Genomic DNA, 20,494 nt, shown 5'->3' on the forward strand with positions numbered 1-20,494 from the left:
GTCGCTCTCTCCTATTCCGCCGCCAGGGCGCTGTCGCCCGCCATCGCCGCCCGGTCCGGCGCGGCCTTCCAGAAGTAGCGGACGAAGCCGCGCTTCTCGTCGACGTCCTTGATCCGGAACACCATCCTGACCGCCAGGCCGCTGTCGACCTCGCCGGGCTCGACATCGGTGATGTCCATCATGATCCGCCCGCCGCCCTCGAAGACGATCATGCCGTAGTGGTTGGGCGGGCTCATCGAGAAGGTCAGGTAGTCGGCCGAGTAGCTGAGGACCGACGCCTTGCGCTCGGCGAAGCGGTACGGCTCCTGGGTGTCGACGCCGGGATTGTTCGGCGCCACCGAGATGCGGGTGCGCGGGAACTGGACCACGCCGGTCTCGCGGCAGCGGCCGCCGACCAGACCCAGGATCATGTCCTGGTTCCGGTAGAGCGTGGTCAGGGCCGTCTTGTTGTCCTTCTCGGCCCGCATGCCCTTGTCCCATTCGACCAGGCCATTGAAGGTGAGGAACTTCAGATAGTTGTCCTCGCCTTTTCGATCGGCCAGGGAGCCGGTGACGCCGCGCGCCGGGCGGGCGTTTCCGACCTCGTTCCCGACCCGGAACACCAGCGCCTCGGCCCCCTGGCCGAACTGGGCGACCAGGACGACTTCGCCGGGCTTGGCCTGCTCCAGCGCATGGGCCAGCAGCAGCGGGCCGTGGGCGCAGCCGGCTTCGCCCAGGGTCAGGGCCAGGTTGTCGCGCACCGCCTCGGGCGCGATCCCGATCGTCTTGGCCAGGCTGGCGGCCATGCCGGGGAACGTCGACGGAAAGCAGAAATGCGTGACATCCGAAGCGTTTAGGCCGGAATCCTCCAAAGCCTTCCGAATGGCCGGCGGGACCAGCTTGACGATGCCCTCGTCGCGGATCCAGCGCTCCTCCCAGCCGTAGTCGAAGTCGCTGTCGGCCCCGCGGAAATGGTCGACGAAGTCGTCGGTGACGCTGCCCCGGCCCAGGAACCGCGCCGCGCCGCCCTCGGCCGTGACCACGAAGGCCGCCGCGCCGTCGCCGTTGTCGAGCTCCTGGCTGGACGCCGCGCGGGCTCGCCGGTGCTCGCCGGCCGCCACCAGGGCGCGCCTGGCCGCCCCGCCCTTCACCGCCGCCAGGGCCTGGCCCAAGGCGGTCAGACCGCAGCGCTGCGAGCCGGTGACGTCGGCCGAGGCGACGGCCTTTTCCAGCGTTAGGGCGGCGGCGACGATCCCGGCGTTCTGGCGGTCGACGAACGGCGCCGTGGTCGAGGCGAAATAGACGGCGTCGACGGCCGAGCGGTCGTCGTCCGGGCCCAGGGCGTCGCGGGCCGCCTCGACCGCCATGGTCAGGGCGTCCTCGTCCCAGTTGGCCATCGACCGCTCGCCCTTGGCCTTGGCCCGCAGGTTCGGCGCGACCCAGGCGTTGGCCTCGGTCACCGCCTTGCGGCTGAGGCGAAGGCGCGGCGCATAGGCGCCCCAGGCGGCGATGCCGACCATGTTCCACTCCCGATCTGCGCCTGTCCCGGCGAGTTATCGGCGATCAGCTTACGCCGGCGGAAAGGGTCGGCAAGTGTGACGTGGCGTCAGGGATCTGAGATTCGCGGACGCCCGAACGCCCCCTCCGTCGCGTCGCCGATGGCGCGCCGACCTTCTCCTCACCCGCATCGCGGGGAAGGTGGCGCGATGCGAATACGCATCGTGACGGAGGGGGCGTTCGGCGGAGCTACCGATACGGATCATCCGTGTTCAGGAACCCCGCCACATAGTCCTCCACGCCGTCCTCCAGCGAGGTCATCGGCGCGTTGTAGCCGGCGGCGCGCAGGCGGCTCATGTCGGCCTCGGTGAAGTACTGGTACTTGCCGCGCAGCACTTCGGGCATGTCGAAATAGTCGATGTCGGGCTCGCGGCCCACGGCGCGGAAGGTGGCCTCGGCCAGGGCCTTGAACGAGCGGGCCTTGCCCGAACCCAGGTTGTAGACGCCGTTGACGTGCGGGCTCTTGGCCAGCCAGGCGACCACGTCGGCCACGTCGCGCACATAGACGAAGTCGCGCAGCTGGCCGCCGTCCTCGTAGTCGGGGTGATGCGACTTGAACAGCCGCACGCCGTCGCCCGCCGCCACCTTGGGCCAGATCTGGCAGACCACCGACTTCATGCCGGCCTTGTGGTCCTCGTTGGGGCCGTAGACGTTGAAGAACTTCAGTCCCACCCACTGGGTCGGGGCGTGGCCGCGGGCGGCTTCGCGCACGGCGTAGATGTCGAACAAGGCCTTGGACCAGCCGTAGGCGTTCAGCGGCCGCAGGGCCTTGAGGCTGTCGAGATCGTCCTTGCCGTCGAAGCCCTGCTGGCCGTCGCCATAGGTGGCCGCCGACGAGGCATAGATCAGCCGGCGCTTGTGCAGGGCGCACCAGCGCCACAGGTCGCGCGACAGCACGAAGTTGGACTCCACGATCAGGTCGGCGTCCGGCTCGGTGGTCGAGGAGACCGCGCCCATGTGGATGACAAGCTCGACCTCCTCGCCGCGTTCGGCCAGCCACTCGAACAGGTCCTCGGGCGGCACGAAGTCGGCGATCGGCGACTTGGCCAGGTTGCGCCACTTGTTCTCGGCCGCCTCGCCGAGCCAATCGCAGACCACCACGTCGAGGCTGTCGTCCTCGCACAGCTTGGCCACGATGTTGGAGCCGATAAAACCGGCGCCGCCGGTGACGAGGATGACGCGTCTGGACATGTCAGGCGTTATGGCACAGGGGGCGGTGGGGGCAAGGTATTGGGTTGGGCGTCGGAGTGAACGTGCGGATCGATCAGGACGGCCCCATCATCGTCTGGCTGCGCCACGACCTGCGCCTGGCCGACAATCCCGCCCTCGTGGCGGCGGCGGCGACCGGCCGGCCGGTGATCCCGCTCTACATCCTGGATCAGACGCCCGGCGCGCGCCCGATGGGCGGCGCGACCGCGTGGTGGCTGGACAAGTCGCTGGCCGCCCTGGACGGGTCCCTGCGGACGATCGGCTCGCGGTTGATCCTGCGGCGCGGACCGGCCCGCGCGGTGATGGAGGACGTCGTCGCCCATACGGGAGCGGCGGCCGTGGTCTGGAACCGGCTGTACGACGCCGCGTCGATCGATCGGGACAGCGAAATCAAGGCTTGGCTGAAGGACGACGGGATCGCCTGCGAGAGCTTCAACGCCGGCCTGCTGAACGAGCCCTGGACGGTGAAGAACGGTTCGGGCCAGCCCTACAAGGTTTTCACGCCTTACTGGCGGGCCGCTCGCGAGCAGCTGCATCACGTCCACCTCGAGCCGGCGCCCGAGCGCCTGACCGCGCCGGAGTCCTGGCCGCGCGCCGAGTCGCTGGAGGACTGGGGCCTGCATCCGACCAAGCCCGACTGGTCCGGGGGCTTCGACCTGTGGACGCCCGGCGAGGCCGGCGCCCGCGCGCGGTTGGACCATTTCCTGTCGGGACCAGTCCAGGCCTATGACCGCCAGCGCGACCTGCCCGGGGTCGAGGCGACATCGCGCCTGTCTCCGCATCTTCATTTCGGCGAGATCGGCCCGCGCCAGGTGTGGGTCGCGGCCCGCACCGCCGCCGAGGCCGGCGACGCGCCCAAGGGTCAGGTCGATAAGTTCCTGTCCGAGATCGGCTGGCGGGAGTTCAACCATTCGATCCTGTTCCACGACCCCGACCTGCCGAAGGCGAACTTCCGACCGGAGTTCGACCGCTTTCCCTGGGTCCGCGACGACGCCGCCTTCGAGGCCTGGAGCCGGGGCGAGACCGGCTATCCGATCGTCGACGCCGGGATGCGCGAGCTGTGGGCGACCGGGTTCATGCACAACCGTGTCCGGATGATCGTGGCCTCGTTCCTGGTCAAGCACCTGCTGATCGACTGGCGCCAGGGCGAGGCCTGGTTCTGGGACACCCTGGTCGACGCGGATCTCGCCAACAACGCCGGCAACTGGCAGTGGGTCGCGGGCTGCGGGGCCGACGCCGCGCCCTATTTCCGGATCTTCAACCCGATCGCCCAAGGCCAGAAGTTCGACCCCGCCGGCGCCTATGTCCGCCGCTGGGTTCCGGAGTTGGCCGACCTGCCCGACGCCCTGATCCATGAGCCCTGGAAAGCTTCACCGCAACCAAGCGCGGCCGCCAAGCGTATCTATGCGGAACCGATCGTGGGGCATTCGGCGGCGCGCGAACGCGCGCTTGAGGCCTATCGCAGCCTTAGGGGAGACTAGGTCTCTCGCACGGCTGGGTGGTCCCCCCCATTTACAGGTCGGTTCCGAGAGTTCTTACTTTCGTTCTCGCGTTAGGGATGGACCGTCGATGACCGATATCCTGCCTTCGACCTGGCTGGCCACGGCCCGCGATCCGGAACTGCGTCGCGCTCCGGCCGCCTTCCGCACCGCCCTCCGCCTCGCCGTGGAGAATTGGACGGCGGGAAACCTCACCTTCGTCCTGCCCTCGGGCAAGCCGCTGCGGATCGTCGGCAAGGCGCCCGGCCCAGAGGCGGTGATCCATGTCCACGACTACCGCTTCATTCGCCGGGCCCTGGCGTCCGGCGGCATCGGCTTCGCCGAGGGCTACATGGCCGGCGAGTGGGACACACCCGACCTGTCGGCCGTGCTGGAGGCCTTCTCGCTGAACTTCGACCGGCTGACGGCCCTGGTGCGCGGCAACCCGGTGATGCACGCGGTCAACAAGCTCTATCACCTGTTCCACCGCAACGACCGGCAGGGGTCGCGCAAGAACATCCACGCCCACTACGACCTGGGCAACAGCTTCTATGCGCGCTGGCTCGACCCCAGCATGACCTATTCCTCGGCCCTGTACGAAGCGCCCAGCCAGCCGCTGGACCAGGCCCAGCGCGCCAAGTACGCGGCCCTGGCCCAGTCGATCGCCCTCAAGCCAGGCCAGCACGTGCTGGAGATCGGCTGCGGCTGGGGCGGCTTCGCCGAGTTCGCGGCCAAGGAGGTCGGCGCCAAGGTGACCGGCATCACCATCTCCCAGGCCCAGCACGACTTCGCCAGGCAGCGCCTGTTCGACCAGGGCCTGGCCGAGAAGGCCGACATCCGGCTGGTCGACTATCGCGACGTGCAGGGCCAGTTCGACAGCGTCGCCTCGATCGAGATGTTCGAGGCGGTCGGCGAGGAATACTGGCCGACCTATTTCGGCAAGATCCGCCAGGTGCTGTCGCCCGGCGGCCGGGCCGGCCTGCAGATCATCACCATCCGCGACGAGCTGTTCGCCCGCTATCGCACCCACACCGACTTCATCCAGCGCTACGTCTTCCCGGGCGGCATGCTGCCCAGCGAGGCCCGCCTGCGCCAGGAGACCGACGCCGCCGGCCTTGCCTGGACCGACGTCACGCGCTTTGGCCAGAACTACGCCGACACCCTGGCCGAATGGGCCGCCCGGTTCGAGGCCGCCTGGGACGACATCAAGGGCCAGGGCTTCGACGAGCGGTTCCGGCGGCTGTGGCGGTTCTATCTCAGCTATTGCGAGGCCGGCTTCCGGACCGAACGCACCAATGTGATCCAGCTGGGGCTTTCCCGGGTTTAGCGGAGCCGTCCCCTAGAGCCTGTAAGGCTCTAGCTCAAACACGTAGAGCGTGACAGGCGCCGAAACCGGCATCCACTTTCGGCTGTCACGCCCTAGCAAACGGAAGCGCGCGTCCCGACCTCTGGTGTGCGCAAACTGTGCGAACGCGTAACCGAGGTCGGCCCGATGAACCTCTACACCCTGGTCCTGGATTTCCACGGCGGCACCTACATCACCCAGTTCGAGGCCGACGCGCCGACCGACGCGGTCGCCGCCTGGTGCCGCGAGCTGGAGGAGGAACAGCTGCTGGGCGAGGCGTCCTTCCCCGTGGCCGAGGGCATCATGGTCGACGCCATCGAAAACCACCTGGTCGAGGTGGAAGGCCTTCACGGCGCCTGGTGCGCGGCGGCCACCGTCAACGGCAACCTGGCCCTGCTGAACGTGATCATCACCCAGCGGATCGACTGAAGCCCGCCTTCGCAAACCCTGAAACCGCGGGCGACGCCTTCAGGAAAACTGGCCTTGCTTGTGAGCCGCGCATCACGATCTACCATCCCGACCTCCCGCGCGGCCGGAATGAGCAGATGACCGTAAAGACCAGTGTCCTGGATGCTATCGGCGACACGCCGCTGATCCGCCTCAACCGCGCCAGCGACGCCACCGGCTGCGAGATTCTCGGCAAGGCCGAGTTCATGAACCCCGGCCAGTCGGTCAAGGACCGCGCGGCCCTGGGCATCATCCGCGACGCCGAGGCGCGAGGTTTGCTGCGGCCCGGCGGCCGGATCGTCGAGGGCACGGCCGGCAACACCGGCATCGGCCTGGCCATGGTCGCCTCGGCCCTGGGCTACAAGACCACCATCGTCATCCCGCGCACCCAGAGCCAGGAGAAGAAGGACGCCATCCGCCTGCTCGGCGCCGAGCTGGTCGAGGTGGACGCCGTCCCCTATTCCAACCCCGACAACTATGTCCGCTATTCGGGCCGCCTGGCCGAGGAACTGGCCAGGACCGAGCCCAACGGCGCGATCTGGGCCAACCAGTTCGACAACGTCGCCAACCGCCAGGCCCATTTCGAGACCACCGGACCCGAGATCTTCGAACAGACCGACGGCGGGGTCGACGGCTTCATCTGCGCGATCGGCTCGGGCGGCACCCTGGCCGGCGTCGCCGCCGCCCTGCGGGCCCGCAAGCCGTCGGTGAAGATCGGCCTGGCCGACCCGCACGGCGCGGCGCTGTACAGCTGGTACGCCGACGGCGAGCTGAAGTCGGAGGGGACCTCGATAAGCGAGGGCATCGGCCAGGGCCGGATCACCGCCAACCTCGAAGGCCTGGCCGTCGACCTTCCGTTCCGGATCAGCGACGAGGAGATGCTGGAGCAGGTCTTCGACCTGGTGCGGCACGAGGGCCTGTGCCTGGGCGGCTCGACCGGCGTCAACGTGGCCGGCGCCGTGCGCATGGCCAAGGCCATGGGCCCCGGCCACACCATCGTGACCATCCTCTGCGACCACGGCTCGCGCTACCAGAGCAAGCTGTTCAACCCCGCCTTCCTGGCCGAGAAGGGTCTGCCGACCCCGCCCTGGATGTAAGGCCAAGCTCGGCATGAGGGCGTCGCGCCGTCACTGACCGAAAAGTTGCAGAATTCAACCGCCCGGTGCAGGATCGACTCGAAGTCGCACCGGGAGGGCCTGATGGCTTGGAAGGGTATTGTCGGCAAGAGCTTCACGCCCGAGGCTTTCGAAACCTATTGCGCGAGTTTGAAGTGGTCGACCTGGCGGCCCAACTTCATCGTGCTCCACAATACCGGCGTGCCGTCCCTGGACCAGCGCCCGCAGGGCCTGACCCAGCAACACATCGCCAATCTCGAGGCCTACTACCGCGACAATCAGAAATGGAGCGCGGGCCCGCACCTGTTCGTCGACGACAAGCAGATCTGGGTGTTCACGCCCCTGACCGTGTCGGGCGTCCATTCGCCCAGCTGGAACAGCGTGGCCCTGGGCGTCGAGATGCTGGGCGACTTCGACAAGGACGCGTTCGACACCGGCCGCGGGGCCAAGGTGCGCGACAATGTCGTGGCCGCCATGGCGACCCTCTCGGCCGTGCTGGGCCTGGACCCCAACACCATGCGCCTGCATCGCGAGGACCCGAAGACGACGCACGCCTGTCCGGGCAAGAACGTCAAGAAGCTCGAGGTCATCCAGCGCGTTCAGGACAAGATCGAGCAGGAGGCTCAGGAGCACAGCCTCACCGAGGCTCACCCCTAAGGGTTTTTCAAACCGTAGGATGGCTTGCCCCACAACGCCGATCGCGTGATCTTGCCCGCCTTCTAGAAGGGGCGAGTCAGACCCCGAAAGGCTTTTGTCATGACCCCTGCCGATCCGCTCGTCTCGACCGCCTGGCTGGCCGATCACCTCGACGCGCCGGACGTCCGCATCGTCGACGGCTCGTGGCACATGCCCGCCGCCAAGCGCGACCCGCGGGCCGAATACGACCTGGCCCACATTCCCGGCGCGGTGTTTTTCGACATCGACGAGATCGCCGACGAGACCTCGGACCTGCCGCACATGCTGCCCAGTCCGATCAAGTTCGCCTCGCGGGTCAAGAAGCTGGGCCTGGGCGACGGCTCGCGGATCGTCGTCTACGACACCAGCGGCATCCTGCCGGCCGCTCGGGTCTGGTGGGAGTTCCGGGCCATGGGCCACGAGGACGTGGTGGTGCTGGACGGCGGCCTGCCCAAGTGGATCGCCGAGGGCCGGCCGGTCGAGGACCTGCCCGTCGCCCCGCAGGAGCGCCACTTCACCCCGCGCTTCCAGGCCGACATCGTCCGCTCGATCGACCAGATGAAGCGCAACCTGGAAACCGGGCGCGAGCAGGTGATCGACGCCCGTTCCGCCGGCCGCTTCACCGGCCAGGATCCCGAGCCCCGCGCCGGCCTGCGCGGCGGCCACATCCCCGGCTCGCGCAACGTGCCGCTGTCGGCCCTGCTGGCCCCCGACGGAACCCTGCTGCCGGCCGACAAGCTGACCGCGGTGTTCGCGGCGGCCGGGGTCGACATCGACAAGCCGATCACCACCACCTGCGGCTCGGGCATCACGGCGGCCGTGGTCTCCCTGGCCCTGGCCCGCCTCGGCAAGCCCCGGGCGGCGGTCTATGACGGCTCCTGGACCGAATGGGGCGGCCGCGAGGACGTGCCGGTGGCCACGGGCCAGGCGGCGCCGGTCTAGGCCGCACCGAGTTTCACGCTCGGATGCTTGGTCCTCGTCCTTCGACAGGCTCAGGACGAGGACCATTGATAGGCCGCGGCGTTGGAAAACCTCATCCCGAGCCTGTCGAAGGACGAGGTTTTCGCCCGGCACGCTGAATGCCGATTGGTGCTAGACCGACTCCCAGAGCCCCAGCTCGCGGCCCGCCAAGCCCTCGGCGGCGACCGGCAAGCCGCGCAGCCAGGCGGCCCGGGCGAAGGCCCGGTTGCTGGTCGAGACCGAGGCGATGACGATCCGCCGCCGCCGGGCTTCTTGCTCCAACCGCGCCAGGACGGGCGGCAGCAGGCCGGGCAGCACGGCGTTCATCATGCAATAGACGTCGGCGGCCGGCCACGCGGCCGTCAGCAGGTCGCCCGCCGCGAAGGTCAGCCGGGCCAGGCCCAGGGCCCGGGCCGCGCGCGCGGCTTCCGCCGCCCGCTCGGGGACCAGCTCCAGCCCATGGGCGGTCAGGTCGTGGCGCAGGGCGCCGTAGAGGCCGAACCGCCCGTAGCCGCTGCCCAGGTCCAGCAGCCGCAGGCCGGGGCGAGCCTCGACCTCAGGGCCCAACGCGCGATAGAAGGCCCGCACCACCTCATAGGCCAGGTCGCCCTGGCTGAAGCGCTGCACGCCGTGGCGGTCCAGCAGGCCCAGGGTGTCGAGCCGCCCTTCGACCGTCGCGATCCGCAGGTCCAGAACCGCGTCCAGCGCGGCATCGTCGATCGGCGCGTCCGTCCGGTCCAGCGCCAGGACTAGCCGCCGCGCGGCCTCCCGGTCCACGCCCGGCCCGCTCTCGATCGTGTTCATAACGGTTCCCGCCCCGGCCGACGATATGAACGCTATGCTATCATAAAATCTCCACACACTCATGAGTTGACAAACCCGGACCTTTCCCCGAACGTCCCGGTCAGGAGGAGGGATCGCGATCTTCCTCCGCCGCCAACGGCGTGATCGGCCGTGGCGAGACATCGTCAGTGCTCGTCTATCGCTTCAATCCGTCCGCCGAACGAAGTCTGGGTGGGATCCGGGTCACGACGCCCCGCGTCGGGAGACGACGCCTGCCGCCCGCATTCGGCGCGCCCCAAACATCCTGGAGTCCCCCCATGACGCCGAGACCGCTCTACGCCTCCGCCATCACCGACGCCATCGCCGGCGGCGACCTGGACCAGCTGCGCAAGCTGCAGTCCCTGGCCGAGGCCCACCTCGAAGAATACGGCGACATCGGCGCCCTGCTGGCCCAACTCAAGGTCGAGATCGCCAAGCTGAAGCGCTGACCGCCCACGATCGACCCGACCACAACAGCCCCCGGACCCGGGAGGCACGGAGGAAACACCATGAGCATCAAACCCTACGGCGTCGCCGTGACCGACGCGATCGCCTCGGGCGAACTGTCCCGCCTGAAGGAAGCCGAGGCCGCCGCCGAGGCCCACCTGAAGGAGTACGGCGACATCCCCACCCTGCTGGCCCTGCTGAAGGTGGAGATCGCCAAGCTCGAAAAAGGCCGCGCCAAGTCCTGAGCCGCTTGCCGACCCGTCTCATCGCCAATGGAAGGTCATGACCATGGCCATCGTCATTCTCTACGGACAAGCCATCACCGACGGCATCGCCAAGCTCGAAGGCCGCTGACGCCATTGCTCCTCCTCCGGGACGCGGGGCCGTGACGGCCGCGCGTCCCGTCTTTGTTTCCGAACCGACCGCTCGAAGGACCGACGCGATGACGGACACACTTTCCGTGGCTCCTGGCTCCGCGGCTCCTGGCGCGCCGCCGCCCGCCGGCAAGCCCGTCCGCTACCGGGTGGAGCGCGACTACACCGAGCTGGTGCCGGTCCACGTGGTCTGGGAAGTCACCCTGGCCTGCAATCTCAAATGCCAGCACTGCGGCTCGCGGGCCGGCCGCCCCCGGTCGGACGAGCTGACCACCGTCGAGGCGCTGGAGCTGATCGACCACCTGGCGGAATTGGGCACGCGCGAGCTGACCCTGATCGGCGGCGAGGCCTATCTGCGCCGCGACTGGATCGAGCTGATCCGCCGCAGCCGCGACCACGGCATCCGCACCGGCATCCAGACCGGGGCCCGCAACCTGACCGACAAGCGCCTGGACGAGGCCGCCGAGGCGGGCCTGCAGGGCGTGGGCGTGTCCATCGACGGCCTGCCCGACCTGCACGACCGGGTGCGCGGCGTCCCCGGCTCCTACGACCAGGCGATCGACGCGCTCAAGCGCGCCAAGGCCCGGGGCATGGCCGTGTCGGTCAACACCCAGATCGGGGCCGAGACCGCCCGGCGCCTGCCCGAGCTGATGGACCGCATCATCGAGGCGGGCGCCACCCACTGGCAGATCCAGCTGACGGTGGCCATGGGCAACGCCGTCGACAATCCCGAACTGCTGATGCAGCCCTACCAGCTGCTGGAGGTCATGCCCCTGCTGGCCCGGCTGTACCGCGAGGGCGAGGCGCGGGGCCTGCTGATGGTGGTGGGCAACAACATCGGCTATTTCGGCCCCTACGAGCACATCTGGCGCGGGTTCGGCGACGACACCGACCACTGGAACGGCTGCTCGGCCGGCCAGACCGGCATCGGCATCGAGGCCGACGGCACGATCAAGGGCTGCCCGTCCCTGGCCACTTCGCTCTATTCTGCCGGCAACGTCCGCGACATGAGCGTGGCCGACATCTGGCGGCACAGCGAGAAGATGAGCTTCGGGCGGGTGCGCGACGTCGAGGAGCTGTGGGGCTATTGCCGCACCTGCTACTACGCCGACGTCTGCCGGGCCGGCTGCACCTGGACCTCGGAATCGCTGCTGGGCAAGCGCGGCAACAATCCCTACTGCCATTACCGCGCCCTGGATCTGGCCAAGCACGGCCTGCGCGAGCGGGTGGTCAAGATCAAGGACGCGCCGCCCGAAAGCTTCGCGGTCGGCGAGTTCGCGCTGATCACCGAGGCCATCCCCGGAGCCGAGGTCACGCCCCTGCCCGAACGCGATCCGGCCGCCGTGCACGTGGCGGTCCGCGAACGCTCGGCGGCCGGCGGCGCCCTGCCGCCCAGCCTCAAGCCCTGCCGGGCCTGCGCCGGCTACATCTGGCCCCACGAGACCACCTGCCCGCACTGCGACGCCGACGTCGCGCAGGCCGAGGCCGCGCACGGCGTCGACAGCGAACGCCGCCGCGCCCTGATCGCCGAGGCCACCCGCGTCTTCGCCAAGCTGGGCGTCGGGGCCTGATTGGGGACACGCACCCATCCCACGGCTCATGCCTGGCTTGCATCGGCCGTGGGATTGGTGCGTGTCCCCAGTCCCACCACAGGCTCTCTCCTGCCCCGGACGGATTTCCTGCCTTGAACCGGCTCGCCCCCACGCCGTAAACGACAAGGGCTTAGCCGTCGTCGAGTCCGCCATGCCCCTGGATGAAGAAACCCGCCTGATCCGCAAGGGCGCCCCGCCCAAGGGCGGCACGGTGCTGGCCCGCACGGTTAATCCGCCGGTCCAGCGCGGCTCGACGGTGCTGATGCCCAACGCCGCCTCGCTGTACGACGACGACCAGCTGACCTACGGCATCACCGGCCTGTCCTCGCCGGCCAACCTGCAGTTGGCCCTGGCCGAGCTGGAGGGCTCGCCCGACGTGACGCTGTACCCATCCGGCCTGGCGGCGATCACCGGCGTCATGCTGGCCCTGCTGAAGGCCGGCGACGAGATCCTGGTGGTCGACAGCGCCTACAAGCCCACCCGCCGGTTCTGCGACCGGGTGCTGACGCGGTTCGGCGTCAAGACCACCTACTACGACCCCGCCCTGTCGCCGCAGGCGCTGATGGCCCTGTGCACCCCGGCCACGCGGATGATCCTGCTGGAGGCCCCCGGCTCGCTGACCTTCGAGATGCAGGACATCCCGGCCATCGCCGCCGCCGCCAACGCCCGCGGCGTCCTGACCCTGATCGACAACACCTGGGCGGCCGGCTTCTACTTCAAGCCCCTAGCCCACGGGGTGACCATCAGCGTCCAGGCCCTGACCAAATATGTCGGCGGCCACTCCGACGTGTTCATGGGCAGCGCCGCCACCGCCGACAACGTGATCGGCAACCAGCTGGGCGACGCGATGTGGGACATCGGCTGGTCGGTGTCGCCCGACGACGCCTACACGGTGCTGCGCGGCCTGCGCACCCTGGCCACCCGCCTGCCCGCCCACCAGGACGCCGGCCTGAAGATCGCCCGCTGGCTGCGGGATCGGCCCGAGGTGGCCCGGGTGCTGCATCCGGCCCTGGAGAGCGATCCGGGCCACGCCCTGTGGAAGCGCGACTTCACCGGCGCCTGCGGCCTGTTCGGCGTGGTGCTCAAGCCCGCCTCGCAGAAGGCCGTCCACGCCTTCCTCGACGCACTGGAGCTGTTCGGCCTCGGCTTCTCGTGGGGCGGCTACGAGAGCCTGGCCATCCACTGCGATCCGCAGCTGAAGAACCGCTCGGTTCCGGCGGCCCTGGAAGGCCCGCTGCTGCGCCTGCATGTGGGGCTGGAAAGCACGTCCGACCTGATCGCCGACCTGGAGCGCGGCTTCGCGGCGCTCGCCACGGCGTAAATCGATCCGCCCTAAATGATCTGGGACGGCGGGGCCGCGAGGGTCTAGACAACCGCCTCGTTCGAAAGGCCCGCTCCATGACCGTCCACATCGCCCTGCTGCGCGGCGTCAACGCCGCCGGAAACCGCCAGGTGACGGCCGACGAGCTGACCGCCCTGCTGACCGAGCTCGGCCATGCCGAGGTCCGCCCCGGCCCCAAGGTCGGCGACCTGGTGTTCACCAGCGGCGAGCAGACCGGCGCCGAGCTGCAGACCCAGATCGAGACCGCGCTGATGGACCGCTTTTCGCTGCGCACCGACGTCTATGTCCGCACCGCGGAGGCCTGGCGCGCCATGGTCGCCGCCAATCCGTTCCCCGAATTCGCGGCCCAGGACCCCGGCTGGCTGATGGTCCTGTTCCTGAAGGACGCGCCGGACAAGAAGGCCATGGGCGCCCTGCGCGCGGCGATCCGCGGCCGCGAGCAGGCGCGGGCCGAAAGCCGCCAGCTCTACGCGACCTATCCCGACGGGATCGGCGGCTCGAAACTGACCAACGGCCTGGTCGAGAAGACCCTGGGTGCGCGGATCACCGGCCGGAACTGGACCACCGTCCTGGCGCTGGAGGCGATGCTGGACGCCGGCTAGGCCTCCTCGGTCAGGGGCGCCTCCCTGGCCAACAGCGGAAAGAGATCGGTCCCCGCCGGCACGGTCTTGCCCGGCGCGCCGTTGAACGACCAGCCTTTGTAGGTGTCGAATTGGGCGTTGGCCACGGCCGCGCCGGACATGTCGATCATCAGGCTCTGCGACATGGAATATTGCAGCGGCGAACCGGCTTGGACGCCGTCGGTCGAGAATGTGACCATGAACGTGTCGAGCGGCGTGATGACGTCCTCGGCCAAGCCGTACAGCGGCACGGCGGCGAAGGGTTGGGGCCAGCCCTCGCCTTCGATCGCGGCCAAGCCGACGTAGAAGAGCAACTTCGTCGTGTTGCGAATGGCCACCGCCCCGGCGAAGCCGTCGCCCGCCACCCTCAACTGCATGCCGTTTTCCACCGTGACGACGTCTCCCAGAGTCACCGCGACCGTCGTGTCGGTGTGCACCGCCACGCCGCCGCCGATATTCTGATCGGTGATGAAGGCCGCGTATGGCCAGGACAGGGGAATCGCGTTGACGCTCAGGTAGTTGGGGATCGCCATCACGACCAGCGGCACGCCTTCAGCGTTGGTCGCCTGGAACGCCCGCTGCAGGTAGAGGGTGTAGCCCAACGCCTTGAGGTCGCTGAGCGAGGCGTCGCTAAGCGTGATATTGATCGTCTTCACCTCGGCCATGGCGTTCCCCCCGGTTTGGCGGCCTCGAGGCCGCGAGCGAACTGTGCCCGCATCGCGCGCCAAGGCGCAACCAAAAGGGGAAGCTCGCGCGACACGATCATGGCGGGCGTGCGCATTACATATCGTTTACAATCATAATCGCTGATTGACGCCAACGTTTACGTCGGTAATCGTTGCGGGAACAAGAGGGTTTTCCCATGCGGATCAGCACCGCCGAAAGCGAGATCATGAAAGCGTTGTGGGCCAAGAGCCCCATGACCGCCGAGGAGATCGCCGCCGCCCTGGCCGACGACCAGAACTGGGCCGAGGGCACGGTCAAGGCGCTGCTGAACCGCCTGCTGAAGAAGAACGCCATCGCCGCCGACAAGGACGGCCGGCGCTTCCTCTATCGGCCGATGGTCGCCCAGGGCGACTATGTCCACGCCGAGAGCCAGGGCCTGCTGGACCGCCTGTTCGACGGCCGCCTGGCCCCGCTGGTCAGCCACTTCTCGCAGCGCGAGCGCCTGAGCGACGAAGACGTCGCCGAACTGCGCCGGATCTTGAAGGCGCACGACGATGGCCAATGACCTGCTGACTCTGCTGATCCGCGCCAACCTGGCGATCGGGGCGGCCGTGATCCTGGCGCTGATCCTGCGCCGCCCGGCGCGGCGGCTGTTCGGGGCCCGCGCGGCCTACGCCCTGTGGCTGATCGCGCCGCTGGCGGTGGCCGCGTCCCTGCTGCCGGCTCGCACCGTCGTCGTCCAAGCCCCCGCCCCTCCGGCCTCAATCGTCTCGACCGCGGCGGCGCCGATCGGCGCCCCGCCCGCGCCGACGGCGCTCCCGTCCCCGCCGTCCGCGCCACCGCCCGCGCCGATCCTTGATCTCGACGGTCCGCTGGTCGCGATCTGGGGCCTGGTCGCCTTGCTGGCCCTGGTCGTCCAGGCCGAGCGCCAGCGGCGGTTCGTCAAGTCGCTGGGCCGCCTGAGGGCCGACGACGGTCTGTTCCACGCCGAGCGCAACGGCGTCGGCCCGGCGGTGATCGGCGCCCTGGCCCCCAAGGTCGTGCTGCCCGCCGATTTCGCCGTGCGCTTCACGCGCGAGGAGCAGGCCCTGATCCTGGCCCACGAGCGCAATCACCTCGCCGTCGGCGACGCCCAGATCAACGCCCTGACCACGGCCCTGCAGTGCCTGTTCTGGTTCAACCCCCTGGTCCACCTGGGCGCCAGCCGGTTGCGGGTCGACCAGGAGATCGCCTGCGACGCCGCCGTCCTGACCCGCTTTCCCGTCGCCGGCCGCCAGTACGGCGAGGCAATGCTGAAGACCCAACTGGCGCCCCACGCGCCGCCGCTCGGCTGCCACTGGCCGGCCTCGGCCAACACCCAACTCAAGGAGAGGTTCGTCATGCTCAAGCAGCACCGCCAGGGCCGCGCCCGTCGTCTGATCGGCGGCGGCGCCGTCGCCGCCCTGTCGCTGGGCGTCGCTTTCGCCGTCTGGGCCGCCCAGCCCGCGCGCGAGATCCACGCCTCGGCCAAGGTCTCCCGCCACGACGCGGCCACCTATCGCGAAAGCCCGCTGTACAAGGCCGTCCTGGACGGCGACGCGGCCAAGGCGCGCGACCTGATCGCGGCCGGCGCCGACGTCGACTTCAAGGCCTCGGGCGACGGCACGCCGCTGATCGAGGCGACGCGGCAGGGCCGGGCCGACCTGGTCGACCTGCTTCTGACCCACGGCGCCGACCCCAACCTCGCCTCGCGCGGCGACGGCGCGCCCCTGATCGCAGCCGCCGACGCCGGTCGCGCCGACCTCGCCAAGGCCCTGGTCGAACGCGGCGCCTCGGTCGACGTCTTCGTGCCCGGCGACGGCACGCCGCTGATCAGCGCCATCCGCTCCGGCGACCTGGCCACGGTCCGCTATCTGGTGGACAAGGGCGCGAACGTGAACCAACCCGCGCCGGGCGACGGCTCGCCGCTGATCGAGGCGGTCCATTCGGGCCGGGCCGAGGTGGTCGATCTGCTGCTGGCCAAGGGCGCCGACGCCGGCCTGGCCGTGCGCGGCGACGGCGACCCGCTGATCGCCGCGGCGGGCGCGGGACGGCTGGACCTGGTCAGGACCCTGGTCGAGCACGGCGCCTCGGTGGAGTCCTTCGTGCCCGGCGACGAGACCCCGCTGATCAACGCCGCCCAGTCCGGCGACCTGGAGACGGTCCGCTACCTGGTCGAGAAGGGCGCCGATGTGAACCGCGCCGTCCCGGCCAACAACGGCCAGACCCGCTCACCGATGGGCGAAGCGGTCAGAAAAGGCCACGACGCGGTCGTCGACTACCTCAAGTCCAAGGGCGCGCGCGCTTAAGCGCCGCGCCCAAATCCTCTTCAAAATCAGATCGGAAACACGATGGCTTTCATCGACGCCCGAACCTTGCCCGACGCCAGCCGGATCGAAGCCGACCTGGTGATCATCGGCGGCGGGCTGGCCGGCATCACGCTCGCCAGGGAACTGGCCGGCGGCCCCCTGAAGGTCGCCATCCTGGAGAGCGGCGGCCGTGAGATCGACGAAGAGATCCAGGGCCTCTACGCCGGCACGGCCGTGGTCAAGGCGCCGGACAATCCCGACAAGCCGTTCGACGACTATCCGGTCCAGTCGCGGGCCCGTGTGCTGGGCGGCTCGGGCATGATCTGGGGCGGCAAGTGCGTGCCGCTCGACCCGGCCGACTTCACCGCCCGCGCCTGGGCTCCGCACAGCGGCTGGCCGGTCACCCGCCCGCAGTTGCAGCCGTTCTACGACCGGGCCTGCGATCTGTTGGAAATCCCGCGCTTCGATGCCGACAACAAGATCCTGAAGGACCCGGCCCGTCCGCCGTTGGCCCTGGACCCGCAAGACGGCTTCTTCTCGGCCCCGCGCGTCTTCACCCGCTATTCCGGCGGCGCCGACAAGACCGCCTTCGACCGCTTCCGCACCGACTTCGCCGACGCGCCGAACATCACCGTCTATCTGCACGCCAACGTCACCCAAGTCCGGCTGGGCAAGGACGGCGACAAGGTCGAGGCGCTGGACGTGGCGTGCCTGAACGGCAAGCGCCACACGGCGGTGGGCAGGACCTACGTCCTGGCGGTCGGCGGGATCGAGAACGTGCGGCTGCTGCTGGCCTCGAATGGGGTGCGGCCCGAGGGGATCGGCAACCGCCACGACTTGGTCGGGCGGTTCTTCCAGGGCCATGTGACCTATTCGCTGGACGGCGACGCCGAGACCGAGGGCACGGCGGTCCATGTCTCGCGTCAGCCGTCGATGAGCCTCTATCTGAACCCCGGCCGCACCGGCGCCCACTGCGTGGTGGCGGCCGGCCTGTCGGCCCAGGCGCGGATGGGGACCGGCAATTTCACCGCCACCCTCTACGCGGTCACCGCGACCGGGGCCGGCACGCCGACCGAGGCCGAGACCAGGGCCGTGCGCCAGGTGGCCGCCCGAGTCGACGGAAACAGGCAAGTTGGCGACGGGGGAGACGGCCAGCTTCTCGGCTTCTTCGCCATGTCCGAGCACTTCCCCAATCCCGACAGCCGCGTGACGCTGGATCCCTCGGCCAAGGACCCCCTGGGCATGCCGCGCATCCATCTGGAATGGCGCTACGCCAAGGCCGACTGGGACAGCCTGGAGCGTTCGGCCGCCGGCTTCGGCGACGCCCTGGGCGCGTCGGGCCAGGGCCGCGCCTGCTGGCCGGTCCAGCGCGGCAAGCTGCTCGAGATCTCCAGCGCCTCGCGCCATCACATGGGCACGACGCGGATGAGCGCCGATCCGACGAAGGGCGTCGTCGATCCGGACCTGAAGGTCCACGAGACCGCCAATCTCTATGTCGCCGGCAGCTCGGTGTTCCCGACCTCGGGCATCGCCAACCCGACCCTGACGATCCTGGCCCTGGTCATGCGCCTGGCCGATCACCTGAAGCGCGACATGGGAGTCCGCTCATGAGCACCGCCCTCGCCCGCCGCGATCTGCTGGCCGCGCTGTTGGCCGCCACCGCCCTGCCCGGCCTGGCCCACGCCGCCACGCCGCTGCTTCCCGACCTCGACCGCGCCGCCGCCGCGCGGATCGGCAAGGCCTGGCTGGCCGGACGCCCCGACATCGGCTCGGCCGCCCTGGCCAGGCGCCTGTTACCCCACGGCCGCGGCCCGGACGCCCTGCCCGCCCTGCGCCGCCAGGTGTCCGAGGACTTCCGGCGGGGGGCGGTGTTCGTGCATCGCGGCTGGCGGTTGTCGGAGACGGAGGGCGCGCTGTTCGGGCTGCTGGCGCTGGAGGAGTGAATACACTTTCCACCCCTTCTCAGTCGTCATCCCGGGCCTTGTGCCCGGGACCCCTCTGTCCGCCGCGAGTGCGGGGGTGTGGCGCGCCAGCGCGCCAAAGCACTTCACTTGCAAGCTGGACCAGGGGTACCGGGCACAAGGCCCGGAATGACGGCTGAAATGACGTGCGAACTAGTCGGGCGCCATCGCCTTCGGCAACCTCAGCAGCATCCAAGCCAGCCCGACCCCGACCACGCCGATCACCGAGGTTCCGTAGGCCGCCCCCGCCAGGAATCCGCTCCAGTCCAGCTCCAGCTTGGCGAAGTAGCGGGCCAACAGCAGGGAGACGCTGCCGACATAGCCGCAGGAATCGGCCACGTAGATCAGGAACCCGGCCGTCCCCACCTGCCCCGTCGCGGCGATCAGCCGGTCGAACAGCATGCCGTTGAACGGGGTGTAGGCCATGTAGATCCCCGCCCCGATCGCGATCATCCAGGCCACCGGCCCCAGCAGCCCCACCTGCCGCCCCAGGGTCGCCACGCCCACCACGGCGAAGCCCAGGGCCACGAAGGCGAAGTTGAAGCCGACCGCCCGGCGGTTGTCGCGCACCAGGCTCAGCACGCCCAGACCCACCAGCACGATCGCCGCCACCGGGATCTCCGACAGCGAGAAGATCCCGGCGGCGTTCTTGAAGCCCAACTCGGCCCAGATCTCGGCGGCGAAGTTGTCGCGGAAGTCGCGCAGGGCGCTCAGCACCACATAGACCGCCACTAGCAGGACCAGGGCCGGGGCGTGGGCGGCGAACATGGCGGCGCGGGCCTTGGCGTCCATCGGGGCGCGGCGCACGCGGGCGGCCTCGTCGGCCGGGGACGGCGGCGGCAGCTGGGTCAGGGCCGCGACGGCCAGCAGCAGCAGCGGGGTGAACATCAGGCCGGTCAGGGCCGGCATCCAGCGCTCGTCGACGCCCTGCAGCAGCAGGCTCTTGCCCACCGACTTCACCACGCCCGAGGCCAGGATGAAGCTGGCGCACAGCATGGCGCCCAGCACCTCCGACACCCGCCGCCCCTCGACGAAGCCGAACACCAGGCCCCAGATCATGCCCAGGCACAGGCCGTTGACGAACAGGGCCAGCGGACCGACGACGGCCGGACCCAGGCTCAGGCCCAGCAGCGACAGCTCCGCCCCGCCGATCAGCGCCAGGATCGCCAGCCAGCGCCGCTCGGGCCGCATCTCGGAGATCACCTTGATGCCGATGATCTTCGACACCGCGTAGCCGGCGACCTGGGCGATCACCAGGGCGACCTTGAAGTCGATGGCCAGCGGCCAGCCGGCGATCGCGTCGTAGTGCGCGGCCGTGAACGGCTTGCGATAGGCGAACATCGAGAAATAGGCCGCGAAGGCCGCCAGCCCGCCGTACAGCGCGAAGGCCCAGGGCGGGGCCTTGGCCAAGGCGCGGGCGATCGGGCCATGACCCTGAAGACTGGCGACGCTCATCGAGTCGGTTTTCCGTTCGGCATGCCCCATGGGCGGGCCGTTCGGGGTGGTTCGTCAAGACCACTCCAAGGCTGTCATCCCGGACAAGCGCGCGGCGCGTCGATCCGGGAGCGACGTGCTGGG

General features: G+C 69.6%; 20 protein-coding genes. 15 read left to right on the forward strand and 5 right to left on the reverse strand.

Annotation, left to right across the window (positions count from 1 at the left end):
* Positions 1–11 precede the first annotated feature (11 nt).
* Entirely contained in the window at positions 12–1,499 is a 1,488-nt protein-coding gene (locus ASD21_RS17595) for a hydroxymethylglutaryl-CoA synthase family protein (protein WP_056444261.1), read from the reverse strand.
* A 226-nt stretch (positions 1,500–1,725) separates the two neighbouring features.
* The gene (gene rfaD, locus ASD21_RS17600; RefSeq protein WP_056444266.1) at positions 1,726–2,727 is read right to left on the reverse strand and encodes an ADP-glyceromanno-heptose 6-epimerase; all 1,002 of its coding nucleotides are present in this window, start codon (positions 2,725–2,727) and stop codon (positions 1,726–1,728) included.
* Between the two features lie 62 nt (positions 2,728–2,789).
* On the opposite strand from rfaD, the gene ASD21_RS17605 reads away from it, so the two are divergent.
* The 6 genes from ASD21_RS17605 to sseA all read left to right on the forward strand — a co-directional run bounded on the left by ASD21_RS17605 (position 2,790) and on the right by sseA (position 8,747).
* Entirely contained in the window at positions 2,790–4,226 is a 1,437-nt protein-coding gene (locus ASD21_RS17605) for a cryptochrome/photolyase family protein (protein ID WP_082554874.1), read from the forward strand.
* 88 nt (positions 4,227–4,314) lie between these two features.
* Entirely contained in the window at positions 4,315–5,550 is a 1,236-nt protein-coding gene (locus tag ASD21_RS17610) for an SAM-dependent methyltransferase (protein WP_056444272.1), read from the forward strand.
* A 165-nt stretch (positions 5,551–5,715) separates the two neighbouring features.
* Positions 5,716–5,997 (forward strand): hypothetical protein, encoded by a 282-nt coding sequence (locus ASD21_RS17615; protein WP_056444275.1) that lies wholly within the window; start codon positions 5,716–5,718, stop codon positions 5,995–5,997.
* 116 nt (positions 5,998–6,113) lie between these two features.
* A complete protein-coding gene (locus ASD21_RS17620) occupies positions 6,114–7,112 on the forward strand; it encodes a cysteine synthase A (RefSeq protein WP_056444277.1) in 999 nt (332 codons plus the stop codon).
* Positions 7,113–7,214: 102 nt separating this feature from the next.
* Positions 7,215–7,787, forward strand: coding sequence for a peptidoglycan recognition protein family protein (locus ASD21_RS17625; RefSeq protein ID WP_056444280.1), 573 nt, complete (start codon positions 7,215–7,217; stop codon positions 7,785–7,787).
* 99 nt (positions 7,788–7,886) lie between these two features.
* Positions 7,887–8,747, forward strand: coding sequence for a 3-mercaptopyruvate sulfurtransferase (gene sseA / locus ASD21_RS17630; protein ID WP_056444284.1), 861 nt, complete (start codon positions 7,887–7,889; stop codon positions 8,745–8,747).
* 150 nt (positions 8,748–8,897) lie between these two features.
* Here the strand turns inward: sseA and ASD21_RS17635 are convergent, their stop codons facing one another.
* Positions 8,898–9,569 (reverse strand): hypothetical protein, encoded by a 672-nt coding sequence (locus tag ASD21_RS17635; RefSeq protein WP_056444287.1) that lies wholly within the window; start codon positions 9,567–9,569, stop codon positions 8,898–8,900.
* A 296-nt stretch (positions 9,570–9,865) separates the two neighbouring features.
* Between ASD21_RS17635 and ASD21_RS23560 the strand changes: the two genes are divergently transcribed.
* The 5 genes from ASD21_RS23560 (at position 9,866) to ASD21_RS17655 (ending at position 13,944) form a co-directional block, all read left to right on the forward strand.
* Positions 9,866–10,036 carry a DUF1843 domain-containing protein gene (locus ASD21_RS23560; RefSeq protein ID WP_082554832.1) on the forward strand — a complete coding sequence of 57 codons (171 nt, stop codon included), beginning with the start codon at positions 9,866–9,868 and terminating at the stop codon, positions 10,034–10,036.
* Between the two features lie 60 nt (positions 10,037–10,096).
* Positions 10,097–10,279: a DUF1843 domain-containing protein gene (locus tag ASD21_RS17640; RefSeq protein ID WP_056444290.1), complete on the forward strand. Its 183-nt coding sequence runs from the start codon at positions 10,097–10,099 to the stop codon at positions 10,277–10,279.
* A gap of 215 nt (positions 10,280–10,494) precedes the next feature.
* Positions 10,495–11,979, forward strand: coding sequence for a GDL motif peptide-associated radical SAM/SPASM maturase (locus ASD21_RS17645; protein ID WP_056446139.1), 1,485 nt, complete (start codon positions 10,495–10,497; stop codon positions 11,977–11,979).
* Positions 11,980–12,157: 178 nt separating this feature from the next.
* The gene (gene metC, locus ASD21_RS17650) at positions 12,158–13,321 is read left to right on the forward strand and encodes a cystathionine beta-lyase (protein WP_056446142.1); all 1,164 of its coding nucleotides are present in this window, start codon (positions 12,158–12,160) and stop codon (positions 13,319–13,321) included.
* 77 nt (positions 13,322–13,398) lie between these two features.
* The gene (locus ASD21_RS17655) at positions 13,399–13,944 is read left to right on the forward strand and encodes a DUF1697 domain-containing protein (RefSeq protein ID WP_056444294.1); all 546 of its coding nucleotides are present in this window, start codon (positions 13,399–13,401) and stop codon (positions 13,942–13,944) included.
* Here the strand turns inward: ASD21_RS17655 and ASD21_RS17660 are convergent.
* Complete coding sequence (locus ASD21_RS17660) at positions 13,941–14,627, reverse strand: hypothetical protein (protein WP_056444297.1); 687 nt, start codon at positions 14,625–14,627, stop codon at positions 13,941–13,943. The two genes, ASD21_RS17655 and ASD21_RS17660, sit on opposite strands and share 4 nt — an antisense overlap.
* 197 nt (positions 14,628–14,824) lie before the next feature.
* On the opposite strand from ASD21_RS17660, the gene ASD21_RS17665 reads away from it, so the two are divergent.
* The 4 genes from ASD21_RS17665 to ASD21_RS17680 are packed head-to-tail and all read left to right on the forward strand — an operon-like array spanning position 14,825 to position 18,898.
* Positions 14,825–15,193 carry a BlaI/MecI/CopY family transcriptional regulator gene (locus ASD21_RS17665; protein WP_056444300.1) on the forward strand — a complete coding sequence of 123 codons (369 nt, stop codon included), beginning with the start codon at positions 14,825–14,827 and terminating at the stop codon, positions 15,191–15,193.
* The gene (locus ASD21_RS17670; protein WP_056444303.1) at positions 15,183–16,955 is read left to right on the forward strand and encodes a M56 family metallopeptidase; all 1,773 of its coding nucleotides are present in this window, start codon (positions 15,183–15,185) and stop codon (positions 16,953–16,955) included. Before ASD21_RS17665 ends, ASD21_RS17670 begins: the two co-directional genes overlap by 11 nt.
* A gap of 42 nt (positions 16,956–16,997) precedes the next feature.
* Positions 16,998–18,566, forward strand: a complete 1,569-nt coding sequence (locus ASD21_RS17675; RefSeq protein ID WP_056444306.1) for a GMC oxidoreductase — start codon at positions 16,998–17,000, stop codon at positions 18,564–18,566.
* Positions 18,563–18,898 carry a hypothetical protein gene (locus ASD21_RS17680; protein WP_056444309.1) on the forward strand — a complete coding sequence of 112 codons (336 nt, stop codon included), beginning with the start codon at positions 18,563–18,565 and terminating at the stop codon, positions 18,896–18,898. Before ASD21_RS17675 ends, ASD21_RS17680 begins: the two co-directional genes overlap by 4 nt.
* 171 nt (positions 18,899–19,069) lie before the next feature.
* On the opposite strand, the gene ASD21_RS17685 is transcribed toward ASD21_RS17680, so the two are convergent.
* The gene (locus tag ASD21_RS17685; RefSeq protein WP_056444312.1) at positions 19,070–20,371 is read right to left on the reverse strand and encodes a DUF5690 family protein; all 1,302 of its coding nucleotides are present in this window, start codon (positions 20,369–20,371) and stop codon (positions 19,070–19,072) included.
* Between the last annotated feature and the right edge of the window lie 123 nt (positions 20,372–20,494).

The sequence above is a fragment of the Caulobacter sp. Root1455 genome (assembly GCF_001426905.1).
GTDB lineage: Bacteria > Pseudomonadota > Alphaproteobacteria > Caulobacterales > Caulobacteraceae > Caulobacter.

Bases quoted from the DNA above. Each gene is read 5' to 3' on its own strand.
- ASD21_RS23560 (WP_082554832.1), top strand. From the start codon at position 9,866: ATGACGCCGAGACCGCTCTACGCCTCCGCCATCACCGACGCCATCGCC.
- ASD21_RS17665 (WP_056444300.1), top strand. From the start codon at position 14,825: ATGCGGATCAGCACCGCCGAAAGCGAGATCATGAAAGCGTTGTGGGCC.
- ASD21_RS17615 (WP_056444275.1), top strand. From the start codon at position 5,716: ATGAACCTCTACACCCTGGTCCTGGATTTCCACGGCGGCACCTACATC.
- ASD21_RS17685 (WP_056444312.1), bottom strand. From the start codon at position 20,371: ATGAGCGTCGCCAGTCTTCAGGGTCATGGCCCGATCGCCCGCGCCTTG.
- sseA (WP_056444284.1), top strand. From the start codon at position 7,887: ATGACCCCTGCCGATCCGCTCGTCTCGACCGCCTGGCTGGCCGATCAC.
- rfaD (WP_056444266.1), bottom strand. From the start codon at position 2,727: ATGTCCAGACGCGTCATCCTCGTCACCGGCGGCGCCGGTTTTATCGGC.
- ASD21_RS17595 (WP_056444261.1), bottom strand. From the start codon at position 1,499: ATGGTCGGCATCGCCGCCTGGGGCGCCTATGCGCCGCGCCTTCGCCTC.
- ASD21_RS17675 (WP_056444306.1), top strand. From the start codon at position 16,998: ATGGCTTTCATCGACGCCCGAACCTTGCCCGACGCCAGCCGGATCGAA.
- ASD21_RS17610 (WP_056444272.1), top strand. From the start codon at position 4,315: ATGACCGATATCCTGCCTTCGACCTGGCTGGCCACGGCCCGCGATCCG.
- ASD21_RS17655 (WP_056444294.1), top strand. From the start codon at position 13,399: ATGACCGTCCACATCGCCCTGCTGCGCGGCGTCAACGCCGCCGGAAAC.
- ASD21_RS17680 (WP_056444309.1), top strand. From the start codon at position 18,563: ATGAGCACCGCCCTCGCCCGCCGCGATCTGCTGGCCGCGCTGTTGGCC.
- ASD21_RS17620 (WP_056444277.1), top strand. From the start codon at position 6,114: ATGACCGTAAAGACCAGTGTCCTGGATGCTATCGGCGACACGCCGCTG.
- ASD21_RS17640 (WP_056444290.1), top strand. From the start codon at position 10,097: ATGAGCATCAAACCCTACGGCGTCGCCGTGACCGACGCGATCGCCTCG.
- ASD21_RS17660 (WP_056444297.1), bottom strand. From the start codon at position 14,627: ATGGCCGAGGTGAAGACGATCAATATCACGCTTAGCGACGCCTCGCTC.
- ASD21_RS17635 (WP_056444287.1), bottom strand. From the start codon at position 9,569: ATGAACACGATCGAGAGCGGGCCGGGCGTGGACCGGGAGGCCGCGCGG.
- ASD21_RS17625 (WP_056444280.1), top strand. From the start codon at position 7,215: ATGGCTTGGAAGGGTATTGTCGGCAAGAGCTTCACGCCCGAGGCTTTC.
- ASD21_RS17670 (WP_056444303.1), top strand. From the start codon at position 15,183: ATGGCCAATGACCTGCTGACTCTGCTGATCCGCGCCAACCTGGCGATC.